Source organism: Streptomyces sp. NPDC006872, from assembly GCF_040635845.1.
In the GTDB taxonomy this organism is placed as follows: domain Bacteria; phylum Actinomycetota; class Actinomycetes; order Streptomycetales; family Streptomycetaceae; genus Streptomyces.
In genome coordinates, this window is record NZ_JBEYIL010000002.1 from 706,616 (window position 1) to 730,250 (window position 23,635).

The following is a 23,635-nucleotide window of genomic DNA, read 5'->3' on the forward strand; positions in this document are numbered from 1 at the left end:
AAAGGCAGGACCCGCCATGACGTCCGCCGTGAGCGCGGCCGACATCGCACCGACGGCCTACGCCTGGGAGATCCAGGCCACCGGGCTGAAGGTCAGGGTCGGCAGGAAGCGGATGGCCGTCGACGGCCTCGACCTGTCGCTGGGCACCGGCGTCCACGGACTCCTCGGCCCCAACGGGGCGGGCAAGACCACCCTCATCCGGACACTGGCCACCGTGCTGCGCCCCAGCGAGGGCACCCTGGAGATGCTCGGCGAGTCCGCGGGCGGCACGGGCGAGCACCGTGCGCTGCGCCGCCGGATCGGCTACCTGCCGCAGGAGTTCGGCTACTACAAGCGTTTCACGGTACGCGAGTTCGTCGAGTACATGGCGTGGCTGAAGGAGGTGCCGAAGGCGGAGATCCCCGCGGCGGTGCAGCGCGCCGTGGAGCGGGTGGGGCTGGCGGACCGCGCCGACGACAGGATGAAGGCCCTCTCGGGCGGCATGGTGCGCCGGGTCGGCATCGCCCAGGCCATCGTCAACGACCCGACGATCCTGCTGCTGGACGAGCCGACGGTCGGTCTGGACCCGGCGCAGCGGCTGCGCTTCCGTGAGCTGCTGCAGGAGTTGGGCACGGACGCCTGCGTGCTCGTCTCGACCCATCTGGTGGAGGACGTCGCCGCCGCCTGCACCGACGTGGTGCTCTTCGCCGAGGGGCGGCTGGTCTTCCAGGGCACTCCGGACGACCTGGCGGCGGCGGGCGGCCCCGAGCATCCGGGCGACAGCCCCCTGGAGCGCGGCTACTCGGCGCTGCTGCAGGGCCCCGACCGCGCCGGTCAGGGAAGGGGCGCCTGGTGAACATCAGCGTCCTGCGCATCGAGCTGAAGCGCTCCGTCGCCCCCTGGGCCGGCGCCGTGGTCCTGACGGCGCCGCTGGCGTTCCTGTACCTGCTGAACGGCACGTGGTGGACGGGCACCACGGCATGGACGGCGCAGTGGACGTCCATGGCCCTGTGGACCCGCTCCCTGCTGTTCTACCTGTGGCCGCTCGCCGTGGGGCTCGGGGCGCTGCAGGGCCTGCGCGACCGCCGCTCGAAGATGTCCGAGCTGCTGACGAGCACGCCACGGCCCGCCCGGCACCGCGCGGCCACGCTGGCGGGCACGACGGCGTTCACGCTGACCTCGGCGTTCGCGCTCCTCGTCCTCGTGGGTGGGGTCCAGGTGCTCGCCAACACCGAGTACATGCACCTCGGTTGGCTGCCGATCTCGCTGGTCGGGGCGCTCTCTCTCGTCGCGGGGGCCGTGCTGGGCATGGGGGCCGGGCGAGCCCTGCCGTCCGTGCTCACCCCGCCCGCGCTGGCCATGGGCGCCTTCGTGTTCACGGCCCTCATGCAGATGTCGTTCGGCCGGACGGAGACGACCACGGCGGCGGGGGTCCCGATCACGGAGCCGAACCGGGTCTCGTTGCTGTCACCTGCGGTGCAGGAGGTGCGCGATGTGCTCGTCACGCTCTCCGCCCCGGTGCACGTCGGGCAGACGATCTGGCTGCTCGGCATGGCCGCGACGGGCTTCGCGCTGCTGGTCGCGGCGACTCCGCGCGCCCGGCTGACCGCCCTGACGCCCATCATGGCGGGCGCGGTGATCGCCCTGCTCGTCCTCCCGTCCGACCCGCGCCGGATCCATGTCGTCGACGAGGCCGCCGCGGAGCTGGTGTGCGACGGCCCGGTGTGTGTGACGAAGACCCAGCAGGGACGGCTCGCCGACCTCGCGGGTCCCGGCAGGAAGGCGCTGGGCCTGCTTCGGAGCGTCCTGGGCGACGAGGCACCGGTCTCGGTCCGGGAGAACACCGACCTGCTGCCGGAAGGCAGCACGCCGCAGTGGTCCCGCTCGACCGTGCTCTTCGACTTCGACGACGACCTCATCGCCGCCGCGAAGGGCGCTGCGAAGGGCGAGGAACTGACCCTGGCCCTGATCGCCAAAGGCATGGTGCCCGGGTGCACCCCCACCGGCTGGACCAGCTTCGGGTCGGATCTCTTCGCACAGACCGTCGCGGTGGGCTGGGTCCTCGGGGACCTCGAGCCGCTTCCCGGCACGTTGTCAGCAGGTTTGCGCAGCGAGGTCGACGCCGAGGCCCGCCCGGTGTGGAAGAAGCTCGAGGCGCTGCCGCGGGCCGAACAGCTCTCGCGGATCGGCGCGATGCGCGCCGCCGCGTTCTCCTGCAAGGGTGACCCGTTCGAGGTGCTGTCCAGGGGTGCGTCCCGGTGAGATGGCTGACGCTGTACGCACGCTCGCGTCAGGTCCCCGCGTCGCTCGCCGCGGTGGTGATCAGCGCGGTGGCGGTGTGGGCACTCGCCCGGGGCGGGGGAGAGGGGCCCGGCGATCCGCGCCTGCTCGTGCTCGTCCTCGCCACCGGGGCGATGGCAGCCTCGATCGGGCTCGGCGGGCAGGACCTCGCGCTGGACCGCACGGCCGCGATCCGCTGGATGCCCCGCAGAGCGGCGCATGTGCTGCTCGCCGGCGCGGTCGTCGGCACGGTGCTGCTGACGGTGCAGAGCATGGGCGGGGACGGCGGAGGCATGGCCACCGCCGCGTTCGTCGTCCGGGACAGCGCGGGCCTGATGGGACTGGTCGCCCTGGGCGCGGCGGTCTCGGGCGGCCAGTACGCATGGACGCTGCCGTACGCCTGGCTCTCGTTCTCGTTCTTCGCGCCGCCCCCGACGAGTGCGCCGACGCAGGTGGCGACCTGGATGCTGCTGCCGGCCGACACGGCGGCGGGCACCTGGACGGCCCTGTTCCTCACGGTCGCCGGCACCGCGGCCTACGCCGTCGCGGGACCGAGACGGTAACTGCTCGGCGGAGGAGTCAGGCGGCGCGGGAGAGTGCCGCCGGGCCGGCCGGGGCCGAGGCGCGGGCCACGGTCGCCTGCACGGGACGGGGGGTGCGGGCGGCGGTGGCGGCGGCCTGTGAGCGGTTGCGCGCGAAGACGACGAGGCGCAGCACCGCGAATCGTGCGACGCCGGCGAGTGCGGAGGCCGACAGGTAGACGACCTGTTCGAGCACCGCACCGGGCGCCGCCACGAGCTGCTGCAGGGCGAACATCGCCGCGCAGGTCACCGCGTACGCGGCCACGGCGGATCCCGCCGACTGCGTGTGCTGGCGCCAGGTCGCGTGCCCGCCCGCGCCGAAGGTGAAGCGGGCGTGCAGCTCGGTGGCGAGGAGCGTGGAGACCACGCTGATCACAGCGTTGGCCAGGCCCCAGGGAAGCCAGGCGGCCAGGGCCGCCACGGCGAAGCTGGAAGCGAGCCCCACCCCGCCGCCGCAGACCACGAAGCGGGCGAAGGCGGTGAAGGCGCCGGGCGCCGCCTGCTGCCGACTCTGCGCCGTCTCCATGATCCGACCCCCTTGACCGCTCACCCCGCGAAACGCGCACCCGCTCGGCCCGGGAGGCCTCGGCTCGCTGTTTCCTGTGATGGAAACGCTACGTTGCATTCACGGAACCAGCAACGTATTTATTGCGCGCGATCGCGGTCATTGCAGGTAGGGGTCGAGAAATCGTTGCAACGATTTGACGGTAACGCAATGATTCTAAGCTTGGCCGTTGCGATGAGGTGAGGGTGAACGCTCTGCCCGAGGTGCTGCACCGGTGAGTTGCACCGACTTCGGCGATGCGTGACAGCTTTCGCGGGCGTATCGAAAATCGCATACGCCGCCGCAACGGCCTTCCCTCTCCAATGGGGGCCATGAACCACAACGCATCCCTGTCGGGACCGCCCCGCCGCACGCGCAGGAGCGTGCTCCTCAGCCTGGCGATCCTCGGCATGGCGAGCGCCGTGTTCGCCGTGCGGGGGCCGCTGCTGATGTCCGCTCCGCGGTGCATGGCCGGGCGGTGGCACGGCTGCCTCGACACGTTCAACGGTGTGGTGCTCATGACGCTGGTCGCGCTGCCGTTGGCCGTGTCGGCAGCGTGGGCTCTGGCGCACCGTCGGCGTGCCGCCGGTGTCGCGTCGGCGTGGCCGATGTCGCTAGCTGAGGTGGGTATGGTCCACGGGACGGTGCCGTTCGTATGGATGACCATGATGCCGGGCGGCGGGGCCGGCGTCGTCCCCGCCCGGGTGAGCCTCGTACCCCTGCGGGACCTGGTCACGATGGGGCCGCTCGGGATCGTCGGCAACCTGCTGGTCTTCGCGTCCCTGGGGTTCTTCGCCCCGATGCGGTTCGCGGCGCCGGCGTCGGCCCCGCGGATCCTGGCACTCGGGGCGGGCTGCTCGGTCCTGGTCGAGACCGCACAGTACGTCCTGCAACTGGACCGGGTGTCCTCCGTGGACGACGTACTGGTCAACGCCGTCGGCGCCGTGCTGGCCGGGCTGGCGTCGCGCCGCTGGTGGCGTACTCGTACCGCGCATACGCCGGCGATATCGTGCGCTGCCTAGGCTTCGGACATGCGCGTACTGATCGTGGAGGACGAGCCCTACCTGGCCGAAGCCGTCCGTGACGGTCTGCGGCTGGAGGCGATCGCCGCCGACATCGCCGGCGACGGCGACTCCGCCCTGGAACTGCTCAGCGTCAACTCCTACGACTTCGCAGTCCTCGACCGCGACATCCCCGGCCCCTCCGGCGACGAGGTCGCCCGGCACATCGTCGCCTCCGGCAGCGGCATCCCGATCCTCATGCTCACCGCCGCCGACCGGATCGACGACAAGGCCTCCGGTTTCGAGCTCGGCGCCGACGACTACCTCACCAAACCGTTCGAGCTGCGGGAGCTCGTCCTGCGGCTGAGGGCGCTCGACCGCAGACGCGCGTACGCCCGGCCCCCGGTCCGTGAGATCGCGGGCCTGCGGCTCGACCCCTTCCGCCGGGAGGTCTTCCGCGCCGGACGCCATGTCGCGCTGACCCGTAAGCAGTTCGCCGTCCTGGAAGTCCTCGTCGTCGCCGAGGGCGGGGTCGTCAGCGCCGAAGAGCTGCTCGAACGGGCCTGGGACGAGAACGCCGACCCCCTCACCAACGCCGTGCGCATCACCGTCTCCGCACTGCGCAAACGGCTCGGCGAACCATGGATCATCGCCACGGTGCCCGGCGTCGGCTACCGGATCGACACCGGCAGGGACACCGGCACGGGCACCGGTATGGACGCCACTCACCCCGGCGGCACGCATGAATAGACGCCTCATGAACAGAGGCCTCATGAGCAGACGCCTCATGAGCAGACGCGCAGGGCGCAGCGCCCGGTTGAAGCTCACCCTCAGCTATGCCGGATTCCTCTTCGTCGCCGGCACTCTTCTGCTGGCCGTCATGTGGGTGTTCGTGCTGCGCTGGTTGCCGACCAGCGACCCCAGAGCCCTCCAGAAGACGTACGGCGCCGTGATCATCGTCGGGCCCAACCGCTCCGACCTCCTGCGCGGCTTCGCCCCCGCCGCGGCCACGGCACTGGCCTTCCTCCTCGTGTTCGGCCTGCTGGGAGGATGGATCCTCGCCGGCCGGATGCTCGCACCCCTCACACGGATCGCGGACGCGGCACGGCGGGCCGGGAACGGATCGCTGTCCCACCGGATCCGTATGAAGGGCCGCCAGGACGAATTCCGTGCACTCTCCGACGCGTTCGACTCGATGCTCGACCAACTCGAGTCCCACGTCGCCGAGCAGCAGAGGTTCGCCGCGAACGCCTCCCACGAGCTGCGCACCCCGCTGGCGATCTCGCGCACGCTCCTCGACGTCGCCCGCAAGGACCCCACGCGGGACCGGGGCGAACTCATCGAACGCCTGCACACGGTCAATACTCGGGCGATCGACCTCACCGAGGCCCTGCTGCTGCTCAGCCGCGGCGACCGCGCAGACTTCGCCCGCGAGAGCGTCGACCTCTCCCTCGTCGCCGAGGAAGCCGCCGAAACGCTGCTCCCCCTCGCCGAACAGCGCCGGATCACGCTCGACGTCACCGGCGGAGCGGCCCCGACCAGCGGCTCCGCGGAGCTGCTGCTGCGGATGGTGACGAACCTCGTCCAGAACGCCGTCGTCCACAACCTTCCCGTCGGCGGCACCGTCACCGTCCACACCGAGGCGTACGGCGACACGAGCGTGCTGCGGGTCGAGAACACGGGCCGTCGGCTCCCACCGGAACTGGTACCGACCCTCACCGAACCCTTCCAGCGCGGCACGGAACGTGTACGCACCGACGAGCACGCCGGCGCCGGCCTCGGTCTGGCCATCGTGCACAGCGTCGTCCGCGCCCACGACGGGACCCTCGACCTCGCCCCTCGCCCCGCCGGCGGCCTCCTCGTCACGGTTCGGCTGCCCAGCACGCCGTAGGCGTCGTCAGAATGTGCGCCGGCTGCGAGTGCCGTGGGCCGCCGACCGGTCGGCGCTACCTTGAGCGCACCGCGGCCGGCGGGGGATCCGCCTGGGCCGTGCGGTCGACGTCCGTGATCGTTCCGGCTGGCACGTCTCGTGGCCGCAGGCCACCGACCAGACCTGCGATCACCACGGCGATGCCCAGCCATACCCACGGCCCCGGCACGCCGACGCCCGAGACGGTGCCGACGGCCGCCGCGGCCAGGGGCGCGATGCCGGTCAGCAACCCGGCTCGCCCCGCCCCGACGGAGCGGACCGTCGAGTACCACAGGACGAAGGCGACCGCCGTCACCATCAGCGCCAGGTAGCCGACGGCCGCCCACTGGACCCCGGACAACTGCCGTACGGCCGAAGGCCCTTCCCGTGTCGCGCCGAGTACGGCCAGCAGCAGACCGCCCAGCCATGTCGCGTGCACGGACACCCCCCACGGGGTGTGCCGGGGCAGCACCGGCACCGCGAGCAGCGTGAACGCGGCCTCGCAGCCCAGAGTGAGCGCCGCCCAGGCAACCCCGACGGCATCGGTACGACCGGTTCCCTCCACCAGCACCGCGCCCGTCATCACGACCGGAGCCGCCAGCAGGACCTGCCGGCTCGGCCTGCGTCCCTCCAGCAGCGGGCCCACCACCCCGAGAACCAGGGGGACACACGCCACCGCGACGGCGACCACCGCGGGCTCCGCATGCGCGACGCCCCGGACCACGGCCACGTTGAACAGCACCAGCCCGGTGACCGCGAGCCCGGTCAGCCACAGCCACTCCCGTCCGCGTGGCCACACCAGGCGAGCACCGGCGAACCGGGCGACGACCAGGAGGATGACGGTCGCGGCCGCGTACCGGACGGCCTGGGCGGTGAGCAGCGGGGCGTCGACGAGCGAGTGCGAGACCGTGACGCTGCTGCCGACGAGCACCATCCCGACCATTCCCGGGATGAGCTGGGCGAACCGAGTGGAAGGTGTGTCCATGCCGTCCACCCTGCCGTCACAATGGACGCCATGGGCAGGTCCACAGAGCCATCGGTCAAGGGGTCCAAAAAGCCACGCGCGACGGCGACCCCGGCGTCCGACCCGGCGTCCGACCCGGCCTCCGTCGCGGGGGTCGGCTCGGACTTCCTCCAGTTGGACATCGGCCAGGCGCCGTCCGGCGGGCGTACCGCCTGGCTCGCCGACCGGCTGCGGTCGGCCATCGCCGACGGCCGGCTGCCCGTCGGAGCACGGCTGCCCGCCAGTCGGGTGCTCGCCGAAGAGCTGCGGGTCACCCGGGGTGTGGTCACCGAGGCCTACCGGCGGCTGGCAGAGTCCGGTCAGATCGCCGGTCGCGGCCGGCTCGGAACCGTGGTGGTGGCGGCTCCCGCCGTGCCTCGCGAACGCGTCCCGGGCGCTACGGAGACCGGGCCCGCGTTCTTCGGCTCGGACGACCGCGAGGGCGTGGTCGACGCGCTGCGCGCCCTGCCCTGCCGGATCGATCTCTCGCCGGGCGTCCCCGACCTCGCCGCCTTCCCCCGCACCGAGTGGCTGCGCGCCGAGCGTGCCGTCCTCGCCGGGGTCACCCCGGCCGACTTCGGCTACGGCGATCCTCAGGGCGCCCTCGCGCTCAGACGGGCCGTGGTCGGCTGGCTGGCCCGCAACCGCGGCATCCGCGCCGACCCGGACGAGGTGGTGATCGTCGCGGGTGTGGCCCAGGCCCTCGGTCTGCTCGGGCAGCTCCTGAGGGCGGACGGGATCAGCCGTATCGCCGTCGAGGACCCTGGATCCCTCGGCGCGCGCCAGCAGTTGGAGTACGGCGGCCATACGACCGTCCCCGTCCCCGTGGACGCCGGCGGCCTGGACGTCGCGGCGTTGCGTGCCAGTGGCGCCCGTGCGGTGCTGATGACTCCGGCCCACCAGTTCCCCACCGGCGTCGTCCTCGACGGGGAACGCCGTCGCCAACTGCTGAGCTGGGCGGTCGAGGGCGGGGTGGTCATCGAGGACGACTACGACGCCGAGCACCGCTACGACCGGCCGCCGGTGCCGGCGCTGCGCTCACTGATGCCCGAGGGCGTCTGCTACGCGGGCAGCGTGTCCAAACTGCTCGCTCCCGCGCTGCGGGTCGGCTGGCTCCTCGTACCACCGGGCCGACTGGACGCCGCCGTGACCGCCAAACGGTACGCCGACCTCGGAAACGGCATCCTCACCCAGCTGGTCCTCGCCCGACTCATGGACTCCGGGGAGCTGGAACGGCACTTGCGCCATGTACGGCTGCGCCATCGTCGGCGCCGGGACGTGATGCTGCGGGCCATCGACACGCACCTGCCCGGCGCCCGCGTCCACGGAGCGGCCGCCGGCCTGCACCTGATGGTCACCTTCGACGACCCGCGCGGCGGCCTCCGCGACACCGACCTCGCCGCGGCCGCCCTCGCGCAGGGCGTCAAGGCGCACCCGCTGTCCTGGCACCGGATCAGCCCCGGCCCGCCGGGCCTGGTGCTCGGTTACGCCGCCGGCCCCGCCCACGAGATCGAGGAGGGCATCGCCATCGTCGGCGCCGCCCTGCGGAACCCCCCCCCGCACCCGGCGTGCGCACCGGTGAAAGGCAGAATGCCCGCATGACTCTCCACTGCGCCGTGCTGGACGACTACCAGGGCGCCGCCCTCACCCTGGCGGACTGGAGCCACCTCGCCGACCGGGTCGAGGTCCGCACCCTGCGTGAACACATCGCCGACCGGGACAAGCTCGTGGCCGAACTCGCCGACTGCGAGATCGTCGTGGCCATGCGGGAGCGCACCCCCTTCGACGCCGATCTGCTGCGCCGCCTGCCCCGGCTGCGCCTGCTGGTGACCACCGGCATGCGCAACGCCTCGATCGATCTCGCCGCGGCCGCCGCCCAAGGCGTGACCGTCTGCGGCACGGCGAGCAGTTCCACCCCGCCCGTCGAGCTGACCTGGGCGCTCCTCCTGGGCCTGGCCCGGCATGTCACAACCGAGAACCGGGCGCTGCGCGCCGGCGGCCCCTGGCAGTCCACCGTCGGCCAGGACCTGCACGGCCGCACCCTGGGCCTGCTCGGACTCGGCAAGATCGGCACCCGGGTCGCCGCCGTCGCCACCGCCTTCGGCATGGAGGTCCTCGCCTGGAGCGAGCACCTCACCGCCGAGCGAGCGGCCGACGCAGGGGTCGAACCGGCCGCCGGCAAGGAGGACTTGCTGCGTCGCAGCGACTTCGTCTCCGTCCACCTGGTGCTGTCCGACCGCACCCGGGGCCTGCTGGGCGAACCGGAACTGCGCGCCATGCGTCCGCACGCCTACCTGGTCAACACCTCCCGCGCCGCCATCGTCGACCGAACGGCACTTCTGCGCGCTCTGCGCGAGGGCTGGATCGCCGGGGCGGGGCTCGACGTCTTCGACACCGAGCCGCTTCCCGCCGACGACCCCCTGCGCTCCCTGCCGAACGTGCTCGCCACCCCGCACCTCGGCTATGTCACCGAGCAGAACTACCGCACCTTCTACACGCAGACGGTGGAGGACATCACCGCGTTCCTCTCCGGCACTCCGGTCAGGCCGCTCACAGCCGGGTGATCAGCGGGTCACCGACCCGACATGGACGACCTGCACCTCTACGCGGGCGGATAGAGGTCGAGAACGATGTCGAGCCCCAGTCCGCCGACGTCGGCGAGCAGGTGGGCCGGCAGGACGCAGCCTCCCTGACCGTTCTCACTGCCGAAACCGAGATACAGCTCCAGATCACCGTCGACAGACAGACGCGTCAGCTCCTCACGACACCCGTCGACCAGTCGAACCAGCGCCGCGACGTGCTCCTCGAGTCGGCTGTCGCTTCCCAGTCCGCTCCGCCGGATCCAGACGCTGGTCTCCCGCCGGGCGCTGCCGGGGTTTCGGGGACTCGTCAAGCTCCCCTTCTCGAACTGCTCGTCGGGGACGATCCCCAGGCGAGCCGAGATCTCCTCGGCGCGGACCGTCCGGCTCGTGATCCGGATCGATCCGGCCGACCACTTCGTGTCCGGCAACGACGAGTGCATCGGCAGGTGTTCTGGCACGTCCTCACGATCGCAGGCCGCTCAGCGGCAGGCCACCGCATTCCTCAGGCTCCCTGTGAACAGCGACGCCAGGCGCGGTCGGTCGCGCATCATCGCCGCGTCGGTGAACTCGCCGCGCAGGGATTCTCCGGCAAGCTGTCGCGTACCGACTCGACAGGCTGCAGGCCGAGACGGGCCGACAGGCTCTCGGCCGTGGTGCCGTAGGTCTCCAGGATCTTCACCTCGCCGCCCGCGAGGTCGAAGATCCCGTGGTCGGTGTAGACCCGGCTCACGCAGGCCTGCCCGGTGAGTGGGTAGGTGCAGGCCGGCACCAGCTTGGGGGAGCCGTTCTTGGCGAAGAGCGTCATCATCACGTAGACGTCCTTGGCGCCGATGGCCAGGTCCATGGCACCCCCGACGGCCGGGATGTCGTCGGGGCGGCCGGTGTGCCAGTTGGCCAGGTCCCCGTTGAAGGCGACCTGGTAGGCGCCGAGCACACAGACGTCGAGATGGCCGCCGCGCATCATGGCGAAGGAGTCGGCGTGGTGGAAGTACGACGCGCCCGGCAGCTCGGTCACCGGCACCTTGCCGGCGTTGGTCAGGTCCGGATCGATCTCGTCGCCGACGGCGGCGCGGCCCATGTTGAGCATGCCGTTCTCGGTGTGCAGGACGATGCCGGAGCCCTCCGGCAGATGGTCGGCCACCTTGGTCGGGTGGCCGATGCCCAGATTGACGTAGGAGCCGGCCGGGATGTCGCGGGCGACGACGGCGGCGAGCTCGTCGGGGGTGAGTGCCATCAGCGGGCTCCTTCGGAGGTGTACCGGCGGGGCTGGACCGGCACGATCCGGTCGACGTAGATGCCCGGTGTCACAACGGCCTCGGGGTCGAGGGAGCCGACGGGCACGACCTCGGCGACCTGGACGATCGTCAGGGCGGCGGCCGTGGCCATGACCGGACCGAAGTTGCGCGCGGTCCTGCGGTAGACGAGGTTGCCCATCCCGTCGGCACGGTGGGCGCCGACGAGGGCGACGTCGCCCCTGATCGGGTACTCCAGCACGTGGTCGCGCCCGTCGATGGTGCGGACCTCCTTGCCCTCGGCCAGCGGTGTGCCCACCGCCGTCGGGCAGTAGAACGCGCCGATGCCCGCACCGGCCGCGCGCAACCGCTCGGCCAGATTGCCCTGCGGGACGACTTCGAGTTCGACCTTGCCGGCGCGGTAGAGCTCGTCGAAGACGTACGAGTCGCTCTGCCGCGGGAAGGAGCAGACCACCTTCCGCACCCGCCCGGCCTTGAGCAGCGCCGCCAGGCCCACCTCCCCGTTGCCGGCGTTGTTGCTGACGACCGTCAGGTCCTTCGCGCCCTGCCGAATGAGCCCGTCGACGAGGTCGAAGGGCATGCCGGCCAGACCGAAGCCGCCCACCAGGACGGTGCTGCCGTCCTCGATCCCGGCCACCGCCGCGTCGACGGTCTCCAGTACCTCTGCCCGGCTCATCCGCCGACCTCCACGTTCTCCAGTACGACGGCGAGCGCCTGCCCGACGCCGATGCAGATCGCCGCCACGCCGTACCGCTCGCCGCGTTCGGCCAGTACCTTCGTGAGCGTCCCGAGGAGGCGGGCGCCGGACGCGCCGAGCGGGTGGCCGATCGCGAGGGCGCCGCCCTTGACGTTCACGATGTCGGGGTCGATGCCCCAGGCGTCCACGCAGGCGAGGGACTGCACCGCGAACGCCTCGTTGAGCTCCACCGCGCCGACCTGGTCCCACCCGATGCCGGCCCGCGCGAGCGCACGCTCGGCGGCCTCGACCGGTGCGAATCCGAACGCCTGCGGCTCCAGCGCGGAGGCGCCCCGGCCGGCGATCCTGGCGAGCGGCGCCAGGCCGATGACGTCCGCCGCCGCCTCGGAGCCCAGCAGGACGGCGGATGCGCCGTCGTTGAGCGGCGAGGCGTTGCCCGCGGTGATCGTGCCGTCCGTGCGGAACGACGGCTTCAGCGCGGCCAGCTTCTCCGCGGTGGAGTCGGCCCGGATGCCCTCGTCGCGGACGAGGTCGGCACCGTCGACCGGCACGACCAGGTCGTCGTAGAACCCCTTGTCCCAGGCCGCGGCGGCCAGTTGGTGGGAGCGGACGGCGAACTCGTCCTGCCGCTCGCGCGCGATGCCGAACCGCTCTCTGAGCTGCTCGTTGCACTCGCCCAGCGGGACCGTCCACTCCGCCGGCATCCTGGGGTTCACCAGTCGCCAGCCCAGCGTGGTGGAGACCGCGGCGATGTTGCCGGCGGGGAAGGCGCGGTCGGGCTTGGGGAGCACCCAAGGGGCCCGGGTCATCGACTCCACTCCACCGACCAGCACGACGTCGGCGTCTCCCACCTCGATGGTCCGCGACCCGATGATCGCGGCGTCGAGCGACGAGCCGCACAGCCGGTTGACCGTCGTGGCGGGCACGGAGACGGGGAGCCCGGCCAGCAGGGCGGCCATCCGACCGACGTTCCGGTTGTCCTCACCGGCCTGGTTGGCGTTGCCCCACACGATCTCCCCGATCGCGGCGGGGTCGAGACCGGGCGTCTTCGCGAGCACCCCGTTGATCGCGGACGCCGCGAGATCGTCGGGTCGGACACCGGCGAGGGAGCCGTTGAAACGCCCGAACGGCGTACGGGCCGCGGCATAGACGAAAGCAGTCATGCCGACCACGCTAAGCGCAGACCTTGATACGGTGAAGGACCGATATTCGACCCAATTGAGATGCAGGAAGTCTTAATAGTGAACCTGCGTCACCTCCACTACTTCGTCGCCGTCGCCGAGGAGCGCCACTTCGGCCGGGCCGCCGACCGGCTCCACATGGCGCAGCCGCCGCTCTCCCAGGCGATCCGTCAACTCGAGACCGAACTCGGGGTCGAGCTTCTGCACCGCACCACGCGGCGGGTCGACCTCACCGACGCCGGCCGCGCCTACCTCGCCCGGGCGCGCGCGATCCTCGCCGACGTGGACGAGGCCGCCCACGAGGCCCGTCGGGTCGCCGCCGGAGCGGTCGGCCACCTCGCGATCGGCTGCGTAGGCTCGGCGACCTACAGCCTGCTCCCGGCGCTGTCCCGCCGACTCGCGACCGAGCTGCCCGGCGTGGACTTCGCCTTCCGTGGCGACATGCTCGCGCCCGATCAGGTCGAGGCCCTGCGCTCTGGCGAGATCGACATCGCCCTGCTGCGACCGCCGGTCGCCGACCCGTCGCTCGCGGTCACGCCGCTGCGGCGCGACCGGCTGGTGGTCGCGCTGCCCGCCGACCATCCGCTGGCCCAGCGGAAACAGGTCCGGGCCGCGGACCTGGGAAGCTGCGATCTCATCGTCCACTCCGCCGACCGGCGCTCGGTGATGTACGGCGTGGTGCTCGGGCTGCTCCGGGACGCCGGCGTCGATCCGCACATCCGGCACGAGGTGGGGGAGACCTCCACCCTGGTCACCCTGGTGGCCGGCGGGCTCGGCGTCGCGGTCGTGCCCGAGCCGGTGACCGCGCTGGCGCTCGCGGGGGTCGTCTACCGACCGCTGGTCCGCCCGGCCACCACCGTCGACCTCGCCGTCGCGCACCGGTCCGACCGGACGGAGCCGCATCTGAGCCGGACGATCGAGGTCGTTCGCCGGATGTTCTGACGCGGACCGCCCGATCTGCGGCGTGATCGCCTTCTTCGCGTGACCGGCCTCTACACCCGCTGCCGCCACGGCCCTACTCTCGAGACCATGCAGTCGGTTCAAGCAGCAGCGCCCCGCCCGGCGCACGTGTTCTCGACGGCCCAGGTGCCGTCGGCGGAGCGGCTGCGGGCCTGGGAGGAGCACAACGCCGCCGCGCTGATCGCTTTGAAGTGCCGCACGTCCAGCGGGGCGGACTTCCGGGCGCGAGAGGACAACCTTCAGCTCGGGCGGGTTCACCTGGCTCGCGTCCGCACCACGGCACACGTCGTCGAGCGCCCCGCCGATCTCATCGAACGGCAGCCCACGGGTTCCGTCGCGATCTACATCTCCCTTCGCGGGGACTCGCTGTTCCAGCAGGCGGGCAGGCGGCAGCTCGTCCGCGCCGGTGACCTTCTGGTCTGCGACGCGGACGGGCACTTCGTCCGTGGATTCGGCCACGGTCTGGACGAACTGGCGGTGCGGGTGGACCGCCGTGCGCTGCCCGGCGCGGCCGGCGTCCCCAAGCCCGGAGAACCCGTCATCGTCCGGAAGAGCGAGCGGAACCCGTACGGTCGCGCGATCGCCCGCCTCGTCGGACGTGCCGTCGGCGTCGAGGACACGACGCGCCCCGACGAGCAGACGATCGTGGACCTCGTCTCCGTGCTCGCGAGCAACGGCCTCACCCGTCCGCACATCGTCCACCGCGCGCTCGCCTGCGCCTGCATCGAGGACCGACTGCGTGATCCGCGCCTGTCGGCGCCCGAGGTCGCCGACGCGGTGGGCATCAGTGTCCGTCAGCTCACCCGCGTCTTCGCCGAGGCGGGAACGACGTTTCCGCGCCATGTGCTCGGACGGCGGCTCGAACTCGCCCACGGCATGCTGAGCGGACCGGGCGCCGCGGTGTCGAGTACGGCAACGGTGGCGACCATGTGCGGATTCAACTCGGCCGCGCACTTCTCCCAGACCTTCCACGCCCGGTTCGGCGTCACCGCAGGCGAGTTGCGCCGTACGGCCGCGAAGCGCCCCTGAGCGGACGCGCAGCTCGACCGAACGGCCGAGCCATACGGATTTCGGCCGTCATCCCCACCATCCGGCCCGGTGGGCACGGGGCCGCGGGCACTCTGGCTGCAGAACACCGCGAGAAGAAGGTGAGACACCACATGCCCGAATTCAACGACGGTCAGCGAGTGACCGAACTTCCGGCATCGTCGCAGGTGGAGACGGACGTCCTGATCGTCGGCTCCGGTCCGGCCGGCTCCTCGGCGGCGCTGTTCCTGTCGGCCCTGGGCATCGACAACATCGTGATCACCAAGTACCGGTGGACCGCGAACACTCCTCGGGCGCACATCACCAACCAGCGGGCGATGGAGATCTTCCGCGACATGGGGATCGAGGACCAGGTGCTCGCCGACGCCACCGCGCACGACCTCGTCGGTGACACCGTCTTCTGCACCTCCATCGCGGGGGAGGAGATCGGCCGCATCCACACCTGGGGCACCCGGCCCGACCGGGAGGCGGACTACCGGCTGGCCTCCCCCTGTCTCACCGTCGACATCCCGCAGACCTACCTGGAACCGATCCTCGTCAAGAACGCCACCGTGCGCGGGACCCAGACCCGCTTCTCCACCGAGTACGTCTCGCACGCCCAGGACGACACGGGCGTCACGGTCCAGGTGCGCGACCGGCTCACCGGCCAGGAGTACGACATCCGGGCGAAGTACCTCATCGGCGCCGACGGCGCCCGCTCGCGGGTCGCCGAGGACATCGGTCTGCCCTACGAGGGTGCGATGGACATCGCCGGGTCGATGAACATCACGTTCAAGGCCGAGATCGAGTCCTACGTCGGGCACCGGCCCTCCGTCCTGTACTGGGTGATCCAGCCGGGCGCCAACGTCGGCGGCATCGGCGCCGGCCTGGTCCGGATGGTCCGCCCCTGGAACGAGTGGCTCATCGTGTGGGGCTACGACATCGACTCCGAGCCCCCGGTGGTCGACGAGGCCGAGGCCGTCCGCATCGTGCGCCAGCTGCTGGGGATCCCGGATCTGGAGGTGGAGATCACCGGCACCAGCCTCTGGGGCAACAACGAGATGTACGCCACGCACCTGCAGAAGGGCCGTGTCTTCTGCGCGGGCGACGCCGTCCACCGCCACCCGCCGAGCAACGGGCTGGGGTCGAACACGAGCATCCAGGACTCCTACAACCTGGCGTGGAAGCTCGCGGCCGTGCTGCGCGGGCAGGCCGACCCCTCGTTGCTGCAGACGTACTCGGCGGAGCGTGCGCCCGTCGCCGAGCGGATCGTCAAGCGGGCCAACAGGTCGAGCCGCGAGTTCGCCGACATCTTCGAGGCACTCGGCGTCCTCGACGCGAAGGACGAGGCTCAGATGCAGGCCCGGATCGAGGAGCGGAAGGCCAACACCCCCGAGGGCGCGGCCAAGCGGGCCGCCCTCGTGGCGGCGATGGAGACCAAGAACTACGAGTTCAACGCGCACGGCGTCGAGTTGGGCCAGTTCTACGAGTCCACCGCCGTCGTCTCCGACGGCACCCGCCCCGCGCCGAGCCGGGACGAGGACCTCTACCACGTCATGTCGACCAGCCCCGGCGCGCACATCCCGCACGCCTGGGTCGGCGACCATGCCACCAGACTCGCCCTGATGGACCTGGCGCCCTACACCCGCTGGACCCTCATCACGGGCATCGCCGGCGAGGACTGGAGCGGCGCGGCCGAGAAGGTCGCGCAGGACCTCGGGATCCCGCTCGAAACCGTGGTGATCGGCCCGGGCCGCGAGGTGACGGACCTCTACTACGACTGGGCCAAGCTCCGGGAGGTCGAGGAGTCCGGCGCGATCCTGGTCCGGCCCGACAAACACGTCGCCTGGCGCTCCATGAGCCTCGCCGACGATCCCGAGGCAGCGCTTCGCGGCGCCCTCGCCCAGATCCTCGGGAAGGCGTGAACCATGCGGTTCTCCCACGAGACGTTGCCGCAGCGGGTCGTCTTCGCCCCCGGTGAGGCACCGACCGCGGCAGCGGCCGAAGTGGCCGGACTGAAGGCGACGAAGGTGATGCTCATCGCCGGGCCGGCGGAGTCGGCCCTCGCCGATCGCGTCGCCGCCGACCTGCCGGTCGCGGTGCGCCACGACGAGGTCGTCATGCATGTTCCGGTCGACGTGGCCGACCGCGCCAGGAAGGCCGCGACGGAGGGCGCCGTGGACGCGCTGGTGTGCGTCGGCGGCGGTTCGACGACCGGTCTGGCCAAGGCGGTGGCGCTGACGACCGGTCTGCCGATCGTGGCGGTCCCCACCACGTACGCCGGTTCGGAGGCGACGAACGTCTGGGGCCTCACCGAGGGCGAGGTGAAGACCACCGGCGTCGACCCACGCGTCCTGCCCCGCTCCGTCGTCTACGACGCCTCGCTGATGCTGAGCCTGCCGGTGGAGATGTCCGTGGCCAGCGGCCTCAACGCCCTGGCCCACTGCGTCGACTCCATGTGGGCCCCCCGCGCCGACCCGATCGACCGGGCACTGGCGGGGGAGGGCATCCGGGGCCTGGCCCGCGGCCTGCCCGCCGTGGCCGCCGACCCGACCGGGCTCGAAGGACGCGAACAGACGCTCTACGGCGCCTACCTGGCCGCCGTCGCCTTCGCGTCGGCAGGCTCGGGGATGCACCACAAGATCTGCCATGTGCTCGGCGGGATGTTCAACCTGCCGCACGCCCAGACCCACGCGGTGGTGCTGCCGCACGTGCTGGCCTTCAACGCCCCGGCCGCGCCGGAGGCCGAGCGGCGTATCGCCCAGGGCTTCGGGAGCCCGACCGCGGTGGCGGGACTCGCGGCCCTGCGCGAGGCGCTCGACGCTCCGCGCGCGCTGCGCGACTACGGCATGCCCGAGGACGGCATCGCCCGGGCGGTGGCGCCCGTCCTCGCCGCCGTGCCCGCCGACAACCCCACTGCGTTGACCGAGGAGAACCTCACCGCGCTGCTGCGTGCAGCCTGGGAAGGAAGTGACCCCGAATGACCCTCACGTCCCCCCATGACGTCTCCCCGGAGCAGACGGCCCGCGAGGAGGAGCTGATCGAGCGGGTGCAGCGCTCCTTCGACTCCTGCCGGGACCCCCGTCTGCAGGAGCTGATGCGGGCGGTCGTCAAGCACCTCCACGCGTTCCTGCGCGACGTCCGCCTCACCGAGGAGGAGTGGAACAAGGGCATCGAGTTCCTCACCGCCGTCGGACACCTCACCGACGACAAGCGTCAGGAGTTCATCCTGCTCTCCGACACCCTCGGGGCGTCGATGCAGACCATCGCGATCAACAACGAGGCCTACGGCGACGCCACCGAGGCCACGGTCTTCGGCCCCTTCTTCGTCGAGGGATCCCCCAGGGTCGAGCCGGGCGGGGACATGTCCTTCGGGGCCGCCGGCGAGCCGTGCTGGGTCGAGGGAACCGTCCGCGACTCCGACGGCACGCCGATTCCCGGGGCGAAGATCGAGGTCTGGGAAGCGGACGAGGACGGCTTCTACGACGTGCAGTACGACGACGAACGGGTGGCGGCCCGGGCGCACCTGTTCACCGACGCCGACGGGAGCTACCGCTTCTGGGGCGTCACGCCGACGCCGTACCCGATCCCGCACGACGGCCCCGTGGGGAAGATGCTGGAGGCGACCGGTCGCTCACCGATGCGGGCCTCGCATCTCCACTTCATGGTCGAGGCACCCGGGTGCCGGACCCTGGTGACCCACATCTTCGTCAGGGGCGACGAACTGCTCGACTCCGACACCGTGTTCGGCGTCAAGGAGTCCCTGGTCAAGACCTTCGAGAGCCGGCCGGCCGGCACGCCGACGCCTGACGGGCGCGTCGTCGACGGCACCTGGACGCAGGTGCGCTTCGACATCGTCCTGGCACCCGCCGACGGCCGGGGGTGACGCGCCCTGCAACGGGCGGGCCGGGGACACCCGGCCCGCCCGTTGCAGGGCATTGCTTCAGGGAGTGCCGGTGTCGCCGAGCGCGTCGCGCAGCTCCGCGAACAGCCGGAAGAGGTCGCGCCGGGGCGCGACGTGCAGTTCGTCCGCCTGCCACACGGCGAAGGCGACCAGGGGATGCGCTCGGAGTGCATCGAGGTCGGCGGCTGCCGGATCGAGCAGCCCGAACCGGAGCCGGACGAAGCAGTGCGTCAGCCGGGTGACGTTCTCCCGGCCGCCGACGCCCCGCAGGATCGCGTCCGCGTCCTGCTCGCCGCTAGGCGCCGGCATGGGCGCCCTCCGTCGTGTCGGACTGTCCCGTCAGGCGGCTGACGTGCAGCGCGAGGTAGAGGATCTCCTCCCGGCCGACCTCCCGGTCGAAGAGCTCCTCCATCCGGTGCGCCAGTCGCTCGGCGCAGGCGTACTCGAGCGGCCTGGCGTTCTTGACCGCCTCGCCGATCTGGTCACCGACCTCGGGAGACTGCTTGCCGTCCCGGGCGCGCAGGAAGAGGTAGCGCAGATGGGTGACGAACCGCGCCGCCGCGAGGGAGCGCTGGTCGATCGTGACTCCGAAGTCCTCACCGATCGTCTCCAGCGCGACCCGCAGCCACTGCGTCATCTGCACGGTCGCCGCGATGTCGCCGGATCCGATCTGGGCGTTGACGAAGTGCAGGGCGAGGGGCAGTGCCTCGGTCTCGTCCATCCGCACGCCGAGCCGCCGCTCGATGATGTCCAGGGCCACTGTGCCCATCTCGGCCTCCGCCGGATAGAGGTTCTCGATCTCCCACTTCAGCGGGTACTCGATCGAGGCTCCGGCGCGGGCTCGGGCGAGCGCGAAGTGGACATGGTCGGCCAGGGGCAGCAGAACGTGTTCGCTGATCTTCTCGCCGAGCCGGGCCCGTGCGGCGGCGACGACCTCTTCCATGACCGCGATCTCTTCGAGGGGGATCTCGGCGGCCAGGGCGGCGAGGCGCTCGGCGGGCATCGCCTGTGCCACGAACTGACGCTCGACCCGGCCGGCGTCCACCGCGTCGCCGGGCTTGACCTGGAAACCGAGCCCCCGTCCCAGGAACACGGTTTCGGCGCCGTGCTCATCGACGCCGAGCACGACGTTGTTGTTGAAGATCTTCTTGACGCGCATCGTTGCGTGAGTCCTTACTGGCCAGGCCCAGGAGCAGGATAGCCGCGCTCCTGGGCCTCGCCGGGAGCATGGCGGGGACTACGGTCTCCCGTCGCCCCGCAGCAGGCAGGCGCCCTGACTGCGGATGACGTCGGCGTACCAGTCGAAGGACTTCTTCCGGTGGCGAGCCAGGGTGCCGCTGCCGTCGTCGTCACGGTCGACGTAGACGAACCCGTAGCGCTTGCTCATCTGGGCGGTGCTGGCGCTGACGAGGTCGATGCAGCCCCAGGTGGTGTAGCCGAGGACGTCGACGCCGTCGGCGATCGCCTCGCCGACCTGGACCAGGTGGTCGTTGAGGTAGGCGATGCGGTAGTCGTCGTCCACCGTGGGCCGGCCGTCCACCTCGATCAGTTCGTCCCTGGCACCGAGGCCGTTCTCGACGATGAACAGGGGCTTCTGCCACCGGTCCCAGAACTGGTTGAGCACGATGCGCAGACCCGTCGGGTCGATCTGCCACCCCCATTCGCTGGCCTGGAGCGTCGGGTTCGGCACGCCGCCCATGATGTTGCCCTCGCCCGCCTTGCGCAGCTCGGGGTCGGCGGTCTCGCAGATGCTCATGTAGTAGCTGAAGGACACGAAGTCGACGGTGTGCGTGAGGAGTTCGCGGTCCTCGTCGGTGATGTCGAGTTCGATGCCGTTCTCGCGCAGGTGGCGCAGCGCGTATCCCGGGTAGGCGCCCCGTACGTGGACGTCGCCGAACATGAGGTTGGCGTGGTCGGCGTGCATCACGGCGAGGGCGTCGGAGGGGTGCGGGGTGAGCGGGTACAGGGGCATGGCGATCACCATGCAGCCCACCTTCGCGTCCGGCGCCGTCTCACGGGCGATCTTGGTGGCCAGCGCGCTGGCCACGAGTTCGTGGTGAACGGCCTGGAAGAGGTCCTGCCGGGACAGTTCCTCCTTCGGCGTCGCGATCGCGCCGCTCATGAAGGGCACGTGCAGCACCGAGTTGATCTCGTTGAAGGTCAGCCAGTACTTCACACGACGGCCGTAGCGGTCGAACAGCACACGGACGTACCGCTCGTAGAAGCCGATCAGCTCGCGGCTCGCCCACCCGTTGTACTTCTCCGCCAGCGCCAGCGGTGTCTCGTAGTGGGAGATCGTGACGAGCGGTTCGATCCCGTGCTTCTCCAGCTCGTCGAGGACGCGGTCGTAGAAGGCCAGGCCCTCCTCGTTGGGCAGTTCGTCGTCGCCGTTCGGGAAGATACGGCTCCAGGCGATCGAGAACCGGAAGACGGAGAAGCCCATCTCGGCGAAGAGGGCGATGTCCTCGGCGTAGCGGTGGTAGAAGTCGATGCCCTCGAGCTTGAGGTTGTCGGGCGTGGGGTGCTCGGTGCGCGGGCCCGTGATGCCACGGGGCAGGACGTCCTGGATGGAGACGCCCTTGCCGCCCGTGTCGTGGGCGCCCTCGATCTGGTTGGCGGCCGTCGCGCCGCCCCACAGGAAGCTCGCCGGGAAGGGTCGGGGGGTGGTGGGGTCGGTCATGGGTCTCTCTCCTCAGCCGATCAGGTCGAGTGCGGCGTGCCGGGGCTGTACGTCACCGCTGGCGGTGGGCACGACCGCGGTGTGGCTGCCCGGGTCGGTCACGATCAGCACGGTGATGGGGTTGTAGCCCGCCTCCTCGACCACCTGGAGGTCGACGTCGGTCAGCAGATCACCGGCGTTCACCCGCTGTCCCTGGGTGACGGCGGGGGTGAAGCCCCTGCCCTGCAGCTCGACGGTGTTCAGACCGATGTGCACGAGCACCTCCACGCCGGCGTCGCTGCGGATGCCGAAGGCGTGCGGCATCGCGCTCACGAGGGTTCCCGAGACGGGCGCGTACACCTTGCCCTCGCTGGGGACCACCGCCAGGCCGGATCCCATGGCTCCGGAGGCGAACACCTGGTCGGGAACCTCGTCGAGTGGTACGACCTTCCCCGCGACCGGAACCTGGAGCGTCGCCACCACGTCCTCGGCCGCCGCCTTCTCGGCTGCCGTGTCCGGGGCGCCCGTGGCGGTGCCGTCCGCTGCGGACAGGTCCTTCGCGGACAGGTCCTTGAATCCAAGGACCAGCGTCAGGGCGAAGGCGATGGCCATGGCGATCGCGCAGCCGATCAGCTGGAGGGCGAAGTTGCCGATGCCCAGGGCGGCGGTCAGGGTAATGGCGCCGGGCAGGACGAACCCCTCGACTGCCGAGCCGCCCGCCGCCGCGACGGCGCCGCCGACCGCGCCGCCGATGCAGGCGAAGACGAACGGACGCTTGAGCCGCAGCGTGACACCGTAGATGGCCGGCTCGGTGATGCCCGCGAGGAAGGCGGAGACGGCGGCCGGGCCGGCCACGACCTTGAGGTCGCGGTCACGGGTCCTGAGGAACACCGCGAACGTCGCGGCCGCCTGGGCCAGCACCGGGGCGAACAGCGCCGCCGTCAGTTCCGAGTGGCCCGAGGTCGCCAGCTGCTGGGCCATGATCGGCACGAAGGCCCAGTGGACGCCGAAGAGGACGAAGACCTGCCAGAGCCCGCCGAGCACACCGCCGGCCGCCCAGGGAGCCAGACCCCAGAGCCGGTCGACGCCGGAGGCGAGGCCGTCGCCGATCCAGGTCGAGGCCGGCCCGATGGCGAGGAACGTGACGGGTACGACGACCGCGATCGTGACCAGCGGAGTCACGAAGTTGCGCACCGCGTCCGGTGTCACCCGCTCCACCAGACGCTCCACGTGCGACTGGAAGTACACCGCCAGAATGGTCGGGATGACGGCGGACAGGTAGCTGACCATCACGACCGGGATGCCGAGGAAGGTGAGCTTCCCGCCTCCCTGGTCGAAGGCCTGGAGCGTCAGACTCGTGCCGTCCGGGCCGGGCATGACGGCGATGGTGGCGGAGTAGACCAGGGAGCCGGCGACGGCGATCGCCGTGAACTGGTTCGCCTTGAACCGCTTGGCGGCGGTGACGGCCAGCAGGATCGGCAGGAACTGGAACGTGGCGTCGGCGGCCGTGAACCAGATCGCGTACGTCGACGTGGCGCCGAAGTCCGGGCTGATCTTCACCGCGACCGCGAGGAACGCCTTGAGGAGGCCGACGCCTGCCAGGACCCACAGGAACGGGGTGAAGATGCTGGTGACGAGGTCGATCGTCCGCGCGAGCAGGCCACCGGAAGAGCTGGTGCCGCCCCCTTCCGCCCCCTGGGCGACGGCCGCCTCGTAGACACGGTCGACCGTGTTGCCGATGACCACCTGGAACTGGCCGCCCGCCTCGACGACCGTGATGACACCGCGGGTGGACTCCACGGCGGCCTTGTCGGCCTTGGCCGGGTCGACGAGAACGAAACGCAGCCGGGTCGCGCAGTGGGTGAGGGACCTGATGTTGTCCTTGCCGCCGACGCCCTTCAGGACCTCTTCGGCGATCGATGCGTACTTGCTTGTAGTTGTCACGGCTCCTCCTCGAGCCCCGCTGTCCCGGACCTGCCTGCCCGGTATCGGGCAACAAAAAAACCCAAGCCGCGGCCCTTTTGCCATTCCGGAGAATGACGGGTCTCAGCTTGGGTTTTGCCTGTGGTCCAGTAA

Annotated in this window: 23 protein-coding genes; 13 read left to right on the plus strand and 10 right to left on the minus strand. The window is 71.2% G+C overall.

Annotated features, from left to right (window positions below):
* The first annotated feature begins 16 nt into the window (after window positions 1-16).
* The 3 genes from ABZ725_RS08185 to ABZ725_RS08195 are packed head-to-tail and all read left to right on the plus strand — an operon-like array spanning window position 17 to window position 2,822.
* A complete protein-coding gene (locus ABZ725_RS08185) occupies window positions 17-835 on the plus strand; it encodes an ABC transporter ATP-binding protein (RefSeq protein WP_358801906.1) in 819 nt (272 codons plus the stop codon).
* Window positions 832-2,241, plus strand: coding sequence for a hypothetical protein (locus ABZ725_RS08190; protein WP_358801907.1), 1,410 nt, complete (start codon window positions 832-834; stop codon window positions 2,239-2,241). Before ABZ725_RS08185 ends, ABZ725_RS08190 begins: the two co-directional genes overlap by 4 nt.
* Window positions 2,238-2,822 (plus strand): hypothetical protein, encoded by a 585-nt coding sequence (locus ABZ725_RS08195; RefSeq protein ID WP_358801908.1) that lies wholly within the window; start codon window positions 2,238-2,240, stop codon window positions 2,820-2,822. The genes ABZ725_RS08190 and ABZ725_RS08195 overlap by 4 nt, the downstream gene beginning before the upstream one ends.
* A 16-nt stretch (window positions 2,823-2,838) precedes the next feature.
* Here the strand turns inward: ABZ725_RS08195 and ABZ725_RS08200 are convergent, their stop codons facing one another.
* Window positions 2,839-3,366, minus strand: a complete 528-nt coding sequence (locus ABZ725_RS08200; RefSeq protein WP_358801909.1) for a hypothetical protein — start codon at window positions 3,364-3,366, stop codon at window positions 2,839-2,841.
* A 350-nt stretch (window positions 3,367-3,716) separates the two neighbouring features.
* Between ABZ725_RS08200 and ABZ725_RS08205 the strand changes: the two genes are divergently transcribed.
* From ABZ725_RS08205 to ABZ725_RS08215, 3 genes are read left to right on the plus strand one after another with little or no spacing between them, the layout of a single operon-like run.
* The gene (locus ABZ725_RS08205; protein ID WP_358801910.1) at window positions 3,717-4,406 is read left to right on the plus strand and encodes a VanZ family protein; all 690 of its coding nucleotides are present in this window, start codon (window positions 3,717-3,719) and stop codon (window positions 4,404-4,406) included.
* Between the two features lie 9 nt (window positions 4,407-4,415).
* Complete coding sequence (locus tag ABZ725_RS08210) at window positions 4,416-5,135, plus strand: response regulator transcription factor (RefSeq protein WP_358801911.1); 720 nt, start codon at window positions 4,416-4,418, stop codon at window positions 5,133-5,135.
* A 37-nt stretch (window positions 5,136-5,172) separates the two neighbouring features.
* Complete coding sequence (locus ABZ725_RS08215; RefSeq protein ID WP_358801912.1) at window positions 5,173-6,276, plus strand: HAMP domain-containing sensor histidine kinase; 1,104 nt, start codon at window positions 5,173-5,175, stop codon at window positions 6,274-6,276.
* A 55-nt stretch (window positions 6,277-6,331) separates the two neighbouring features.
* On the opposite strand, the gene ABZ725_RS08220 is transcribed toward ABZ725_RS08215, so the two are convergent.
* Complete coding sequence (locus ABZ725_RS08220; RefSeq protein WP_358801913.1) at window positions 6,332-7,279, minus strand: EamA family transporter; 948 nt, start codon at window positions 7,277-7,279, stop codon at window positions 6,332-6,334.
* 21 nt (window positions 7,280-7,300) lie between these two features.
* Between ABZ725_RS08220 and ABZ725_RS08225 the strand changes: the two genes are divergently transcribed.
* Complete coding sequence (locus ABZ725_RS08225; RefSeq protein ID WP_358801914.1) at window positions 7,301-8,899, plus strand: PLP-dependent aminotransferase family protein; 1,599 nt, start codon at window positions 7,301-7,303, stop codon at window positions 8,897-8,899.
* Window positions 8,896-9,861, plus strand: coding sequence for a D-2-hydroxyacid dehydrogenase family protein (locus ABZ725_RS08230; protein ID WP_358801915.1), 966 nt, complete (start codon window positions 8,896-8,898; stop codon window positions 9,859-9,861). The genes ABZ725_RS08225 and ABZ725_RS08230 overlap by 4 nt, the downstream gene beginning before the upstream one ends.
* Window positions 9,862-9,899: 38 nt before the next feature.
* Here ABZ725_RS08230 and ABZ725_RS08235 read toward each other — a convergent pair whose 3' ends face one another.
* The 4 genes from ABZ725_RS08235 to ABZ725_RS08250 all read right to left on the minus strand — a co-directional run bounded on the left by ABZ725_RS08235 (window position 9,900) and on the right by ABZ725_RS08250 (window position 12,992).
* Window positions 9,900-10,337, minus strand: a complete 438-nt coding sequence (locus tag ABZ725_RS08235) for a DUF4279 domain-containing protein (RefSeq protein WP_358801916.1) — start codon at window positions 10,335-10,337, stop codon at window positions 9,900-9,902.
* Between the two features lie 89 nt (window positions 10,338-10,426).
* Window positions 10,427-11,113: a 3-oxoacid CoA-transferase subunit B gene (locus ABZ725_RS08240; RefSeq protein WP_358801917.1), complete on the minus strand. Its 687-nt coding sequence runs from the start codon at window positions 11,111-11,113 to the stop codon at window positions 10,427-10,429.
* On the minus strand, window positions 11,113-11,808 hold the full coding sequence (locus tag ABZ725_RS08245; RefSeq protein WP_358801918.1) for a 3-oxoacid CoA-transferase subunit A: 696 nt from the start codon (window positions 11,806-11,808) through the stop codon (window positions 11,113-11,115). The genes ABZ725_RS08240 and ABZ725_RS08245 overlap by 1 nt, the downstream gene beginning before the upstream one ends.
* Window positions 11,805-12,992, minus strand: coding sequence for a thiolase family protein (locus ABZ725_RS08250; RefSeq protein WP_358801919.1), 1,188 nt, complete (start codon window positions 12,990-12,992; stop codon window positions 11,805-11,807). The genes ABZ725_RS08245 and ABZ725_RS08250 overlap by 4 nt, the downstream gene beginning before the upstream one ends.
* A 78-nt stretch (window positions 12,993-13,070) precedes the next feature.
* Here ABZ725_RS08250 and ABZ725_RS08255 point away from each other — a divergent pair, with 78 nt between their 5' ends.
* The 5 genes from ABZ725_RS08255 (at window position 13,071) to ABZ725_RS08275 (ending at window position 18,882) form a co-directional block, all read left to right on the plus strand.
* Window positions 13,071-13,952, plus strand: coding sequence for a LysR substrate-binding domain-containing protein (locus tag ABZ725_RS08255; RefSeq protein WP_358801920.1), 882 nt, complete (start codon window positions 13,071-13,073; stop codon window positions 13,950-13,952).
* 87 nt (window positions 13,953-14,039) lie between these two features.
* Window positions 14,040-14,999, plus strand: a complete 960-nt coding sequence (locus ABZ725_RS08260) for a helix-turn-helix domain-containing protein (protein ID WP_358801921.1) — start codon at window positions 14,040-14,042, stop codon at window positions 14,997-14,999.
* 131 nt (window positions 15,000-15,130) lie between these two features.
* Window positions 15,131-16,921, plus strand: a complete 1,791-nt coding sequence (locus ABZ725_RS08265) for an FAD-dependent monooxygenase (RefSeq protein ID WP_358801922.1) — start codon at window positions 15,131-15,133, stop codon at window positions 16,919-16,921.
* A gap of 3 nt (window positions 16,922-16,924) precedes the next feature.
* Window positions 16,925-17,980, plus strand: coding sequence for a maleylacetate reductase (locus tag ABZ725_RS08270; protein ID WP_358801923.1), 1,056 nt, complete (start codon window positions 16,925-16,927; stop codon window positions 17,978-17,980).
* Window positions 17,977-18,882, plus strand: coding sequence for an intradiol ring-cleavage dioxygenase (locus ABZ725_RS08275; RefSeq protein WP_358801924.1), 906 nt, complete (start codon window positions 17,977-17,979; stop codon window positions 18,880-18,882). Before ABZ725_RS08270 ends, ABZ725_RS08275 begins: the two co-directional genes overlap by 4 nt.
* Window positions 18,883-18,939: 57 nt before the next feature.
* Here ABZ725_RS08275 and ABZ725_RS08280 read toward each other — a convergent pair whose 3' ends face one another.
* The 4 genes from ABZ725_RS08280 to ABZ725_RS08295 form a co-directional block, all read right to left on the minus strand.
* The gene (locus ABZ725_RS08280; protein ID WP_358801925.1) at window positions 18,940-19,209 is read right to left on the minus strand and encodes a PTS transporter subunit EIIB; all 270 of its coding nucleotides are present in this window, start codon (window positions 19,207-19,209) and stop codon (window positions 18,940-18,942) included.
* A complete protein-coding gene (locus tag ABZ725_RS08285; protein WP_358801926.1) occupies window positions 19,196-20,059 on the minus strand; it encodes a PRD domain-containing protein in 864 nt (287 codons plus the stop codon). Before ABZ725_RS08285 ends, ABZ725_RS08280 begins: the two co-directional genes overlap by 14 nt.
* A 78-nt stretch (window positions 20,060-20,137) precedes the next feature.
* Window positions 20,138-21,580: a glycoside hydrolase family 1 protein gene (locus tag ABZ725_RS08290; RefSeq protein ID WP_358801927.1), complete on the minus strand. Its 1,443-nt coding sequence runs from the start codon at window positions 21,578-21,580 to the stop codon at window positions 20,138-20,140.
* A gap of 12 nt (window positions 21,581-21,592) precedes the next feature.
* The gene (locus ABZ725_RS08295) at window positions 21,593-23,503 is read right to left on the minus strand and encodes a beta-glucoside-specific PTS transporter subunit IIABC (RefSeq protein WP_358801928.1); all 1,911 of its coding nucleotides are present in this window, start codon (window positions 23,501-23,503) and stop codon (window positions 21,593-21,595) included.
* Between the last annotated feature and the right edge of the window lie 132 nt (window positions 23,504-23,635).

Coding starts and splice junctions, on each gene's coding strand:
- ABZ725_RS08270 (WP_358801923.1), top strand. CDS start 16,925: ATGCGGTTCTCCCACGAGACGTTGCCGCAGCGGGTCGTCTTCGCCCCC.
- ABZ725_RS08290 (WP_358801927.1), bottom strand. CDS start 21,580: ATGACCGACCCCACCACCCCCCGACCCTTCCCGGCGAGCTTCCTGTGG.
- ABZ725_RS08230 (WP_358801915.1), top strand. CDS start 8,896: ATGACTCTCCACTGCGCCGTGCTGGACGACTACCAGGGCGCCGCCCTC.
- ABZ725_RS08215 (WP_358801912.1), top strand. CDS start 5,173: ATGAGCAGACGCGCAGGGCGCAGCGCCCGGTTGAAGCTCACCCTCAGC.
- ABZ725_RS08280 (WP_358801925.1), bottom strand. CDS start 19,209: ATGCCGGCGCCTAGCGGCGAGCAGGACGCGGACGCGATCCTGCGGGGC.
- ABZ725_RS08210 (WP_358801911.1), top strand. CDS start 4,416: ATGCGCGTACTGATCGTGGAGGACGAGCCCTACCTGGCCGAAGCCGTC.
- ABZ725_RS08265 (WP_358801922.1), top strand. CDS start 15,131: ATGCCCGAATTCAACGACGGTCAGCGAGTGACCGAACTTCCGGCATCG.
- ABZ725_RS08275 (WP_358801924.1), top strand. CDS start 17,977: ATGACCCTCACGTCCCCCCATGACGTCTCCCCGGAGCAGACGGCCCGC.
- ABZ725_RS08285 (WP_358801926.1), bottom strand. CDS start 20,059: ATGCGCGTCAAGAAGATCTTCAACAACAACGTCGTGCTCGGCGTCGAT.
- ABZ725_RS08185 (WP_358801906.1), top strand. CDS start 17: ATGACGTCCGCCGTGAGCGCGGCCGACATCGCACCGACGGCCTACGCC.
- ABZ725_RS08260 (WP_358801921.1), top strand. CDS start 14,040: ATGCAGTCGGTTCAAGCAGCAGCGCCCCGCCCGGCGCACGTGTTCTCG.
- ABZ725_RS08205 (WP_358801910.1), top strand. CDS start 3,717: ATGAACCACAACGCATCCCTGTCGGGACCGCCCCGCCGCACGCGCAGG.
- ABZ725_RS08245 (WP_358801918.1), bottom strand. CDS start 11,808: ATGAGCCGGGCAGAGGTACTGGAGACCGTCGACGCGGCGGTGGCCGGG.
- ABZ725_RS08225 (WP_358801914.1), top strand. CDS start 7,301: ATGGACGCCATGGGCAGGTCCACAGAGCCATCGGTCAAGGGGTCCAAA.
- ABZ725_RS08250 (WP_358801919.1), bottom strand. CDS start 12,992: ATGACTGCTTTCGTCTATGCCGCGGCCCGTACGCCGTTCGGGCGTTTC.
- ABZ725_RS08200 (WP_358801909.1), bottom strand. CDS start 3,366: ATGGAGACGGCGCAGAGTCGGCAGCAGGCGGCGCCCGGCGCCTTCACC.
- ABZ725_RS08240 (WP_358801917.1), bottom strand. CDS start 11,113: ATGGCACTCACCCCCGACGAGCTCGCCGCCGTCGTCGCCCGCGACATC.
- ABZ725_RS08220 (WP_358801913.1), bottom strand. CDS start 7,279: ATGGACACACCTTCCACTCGGTTCGCCCAGCTCATCCCGGGAATGGTC.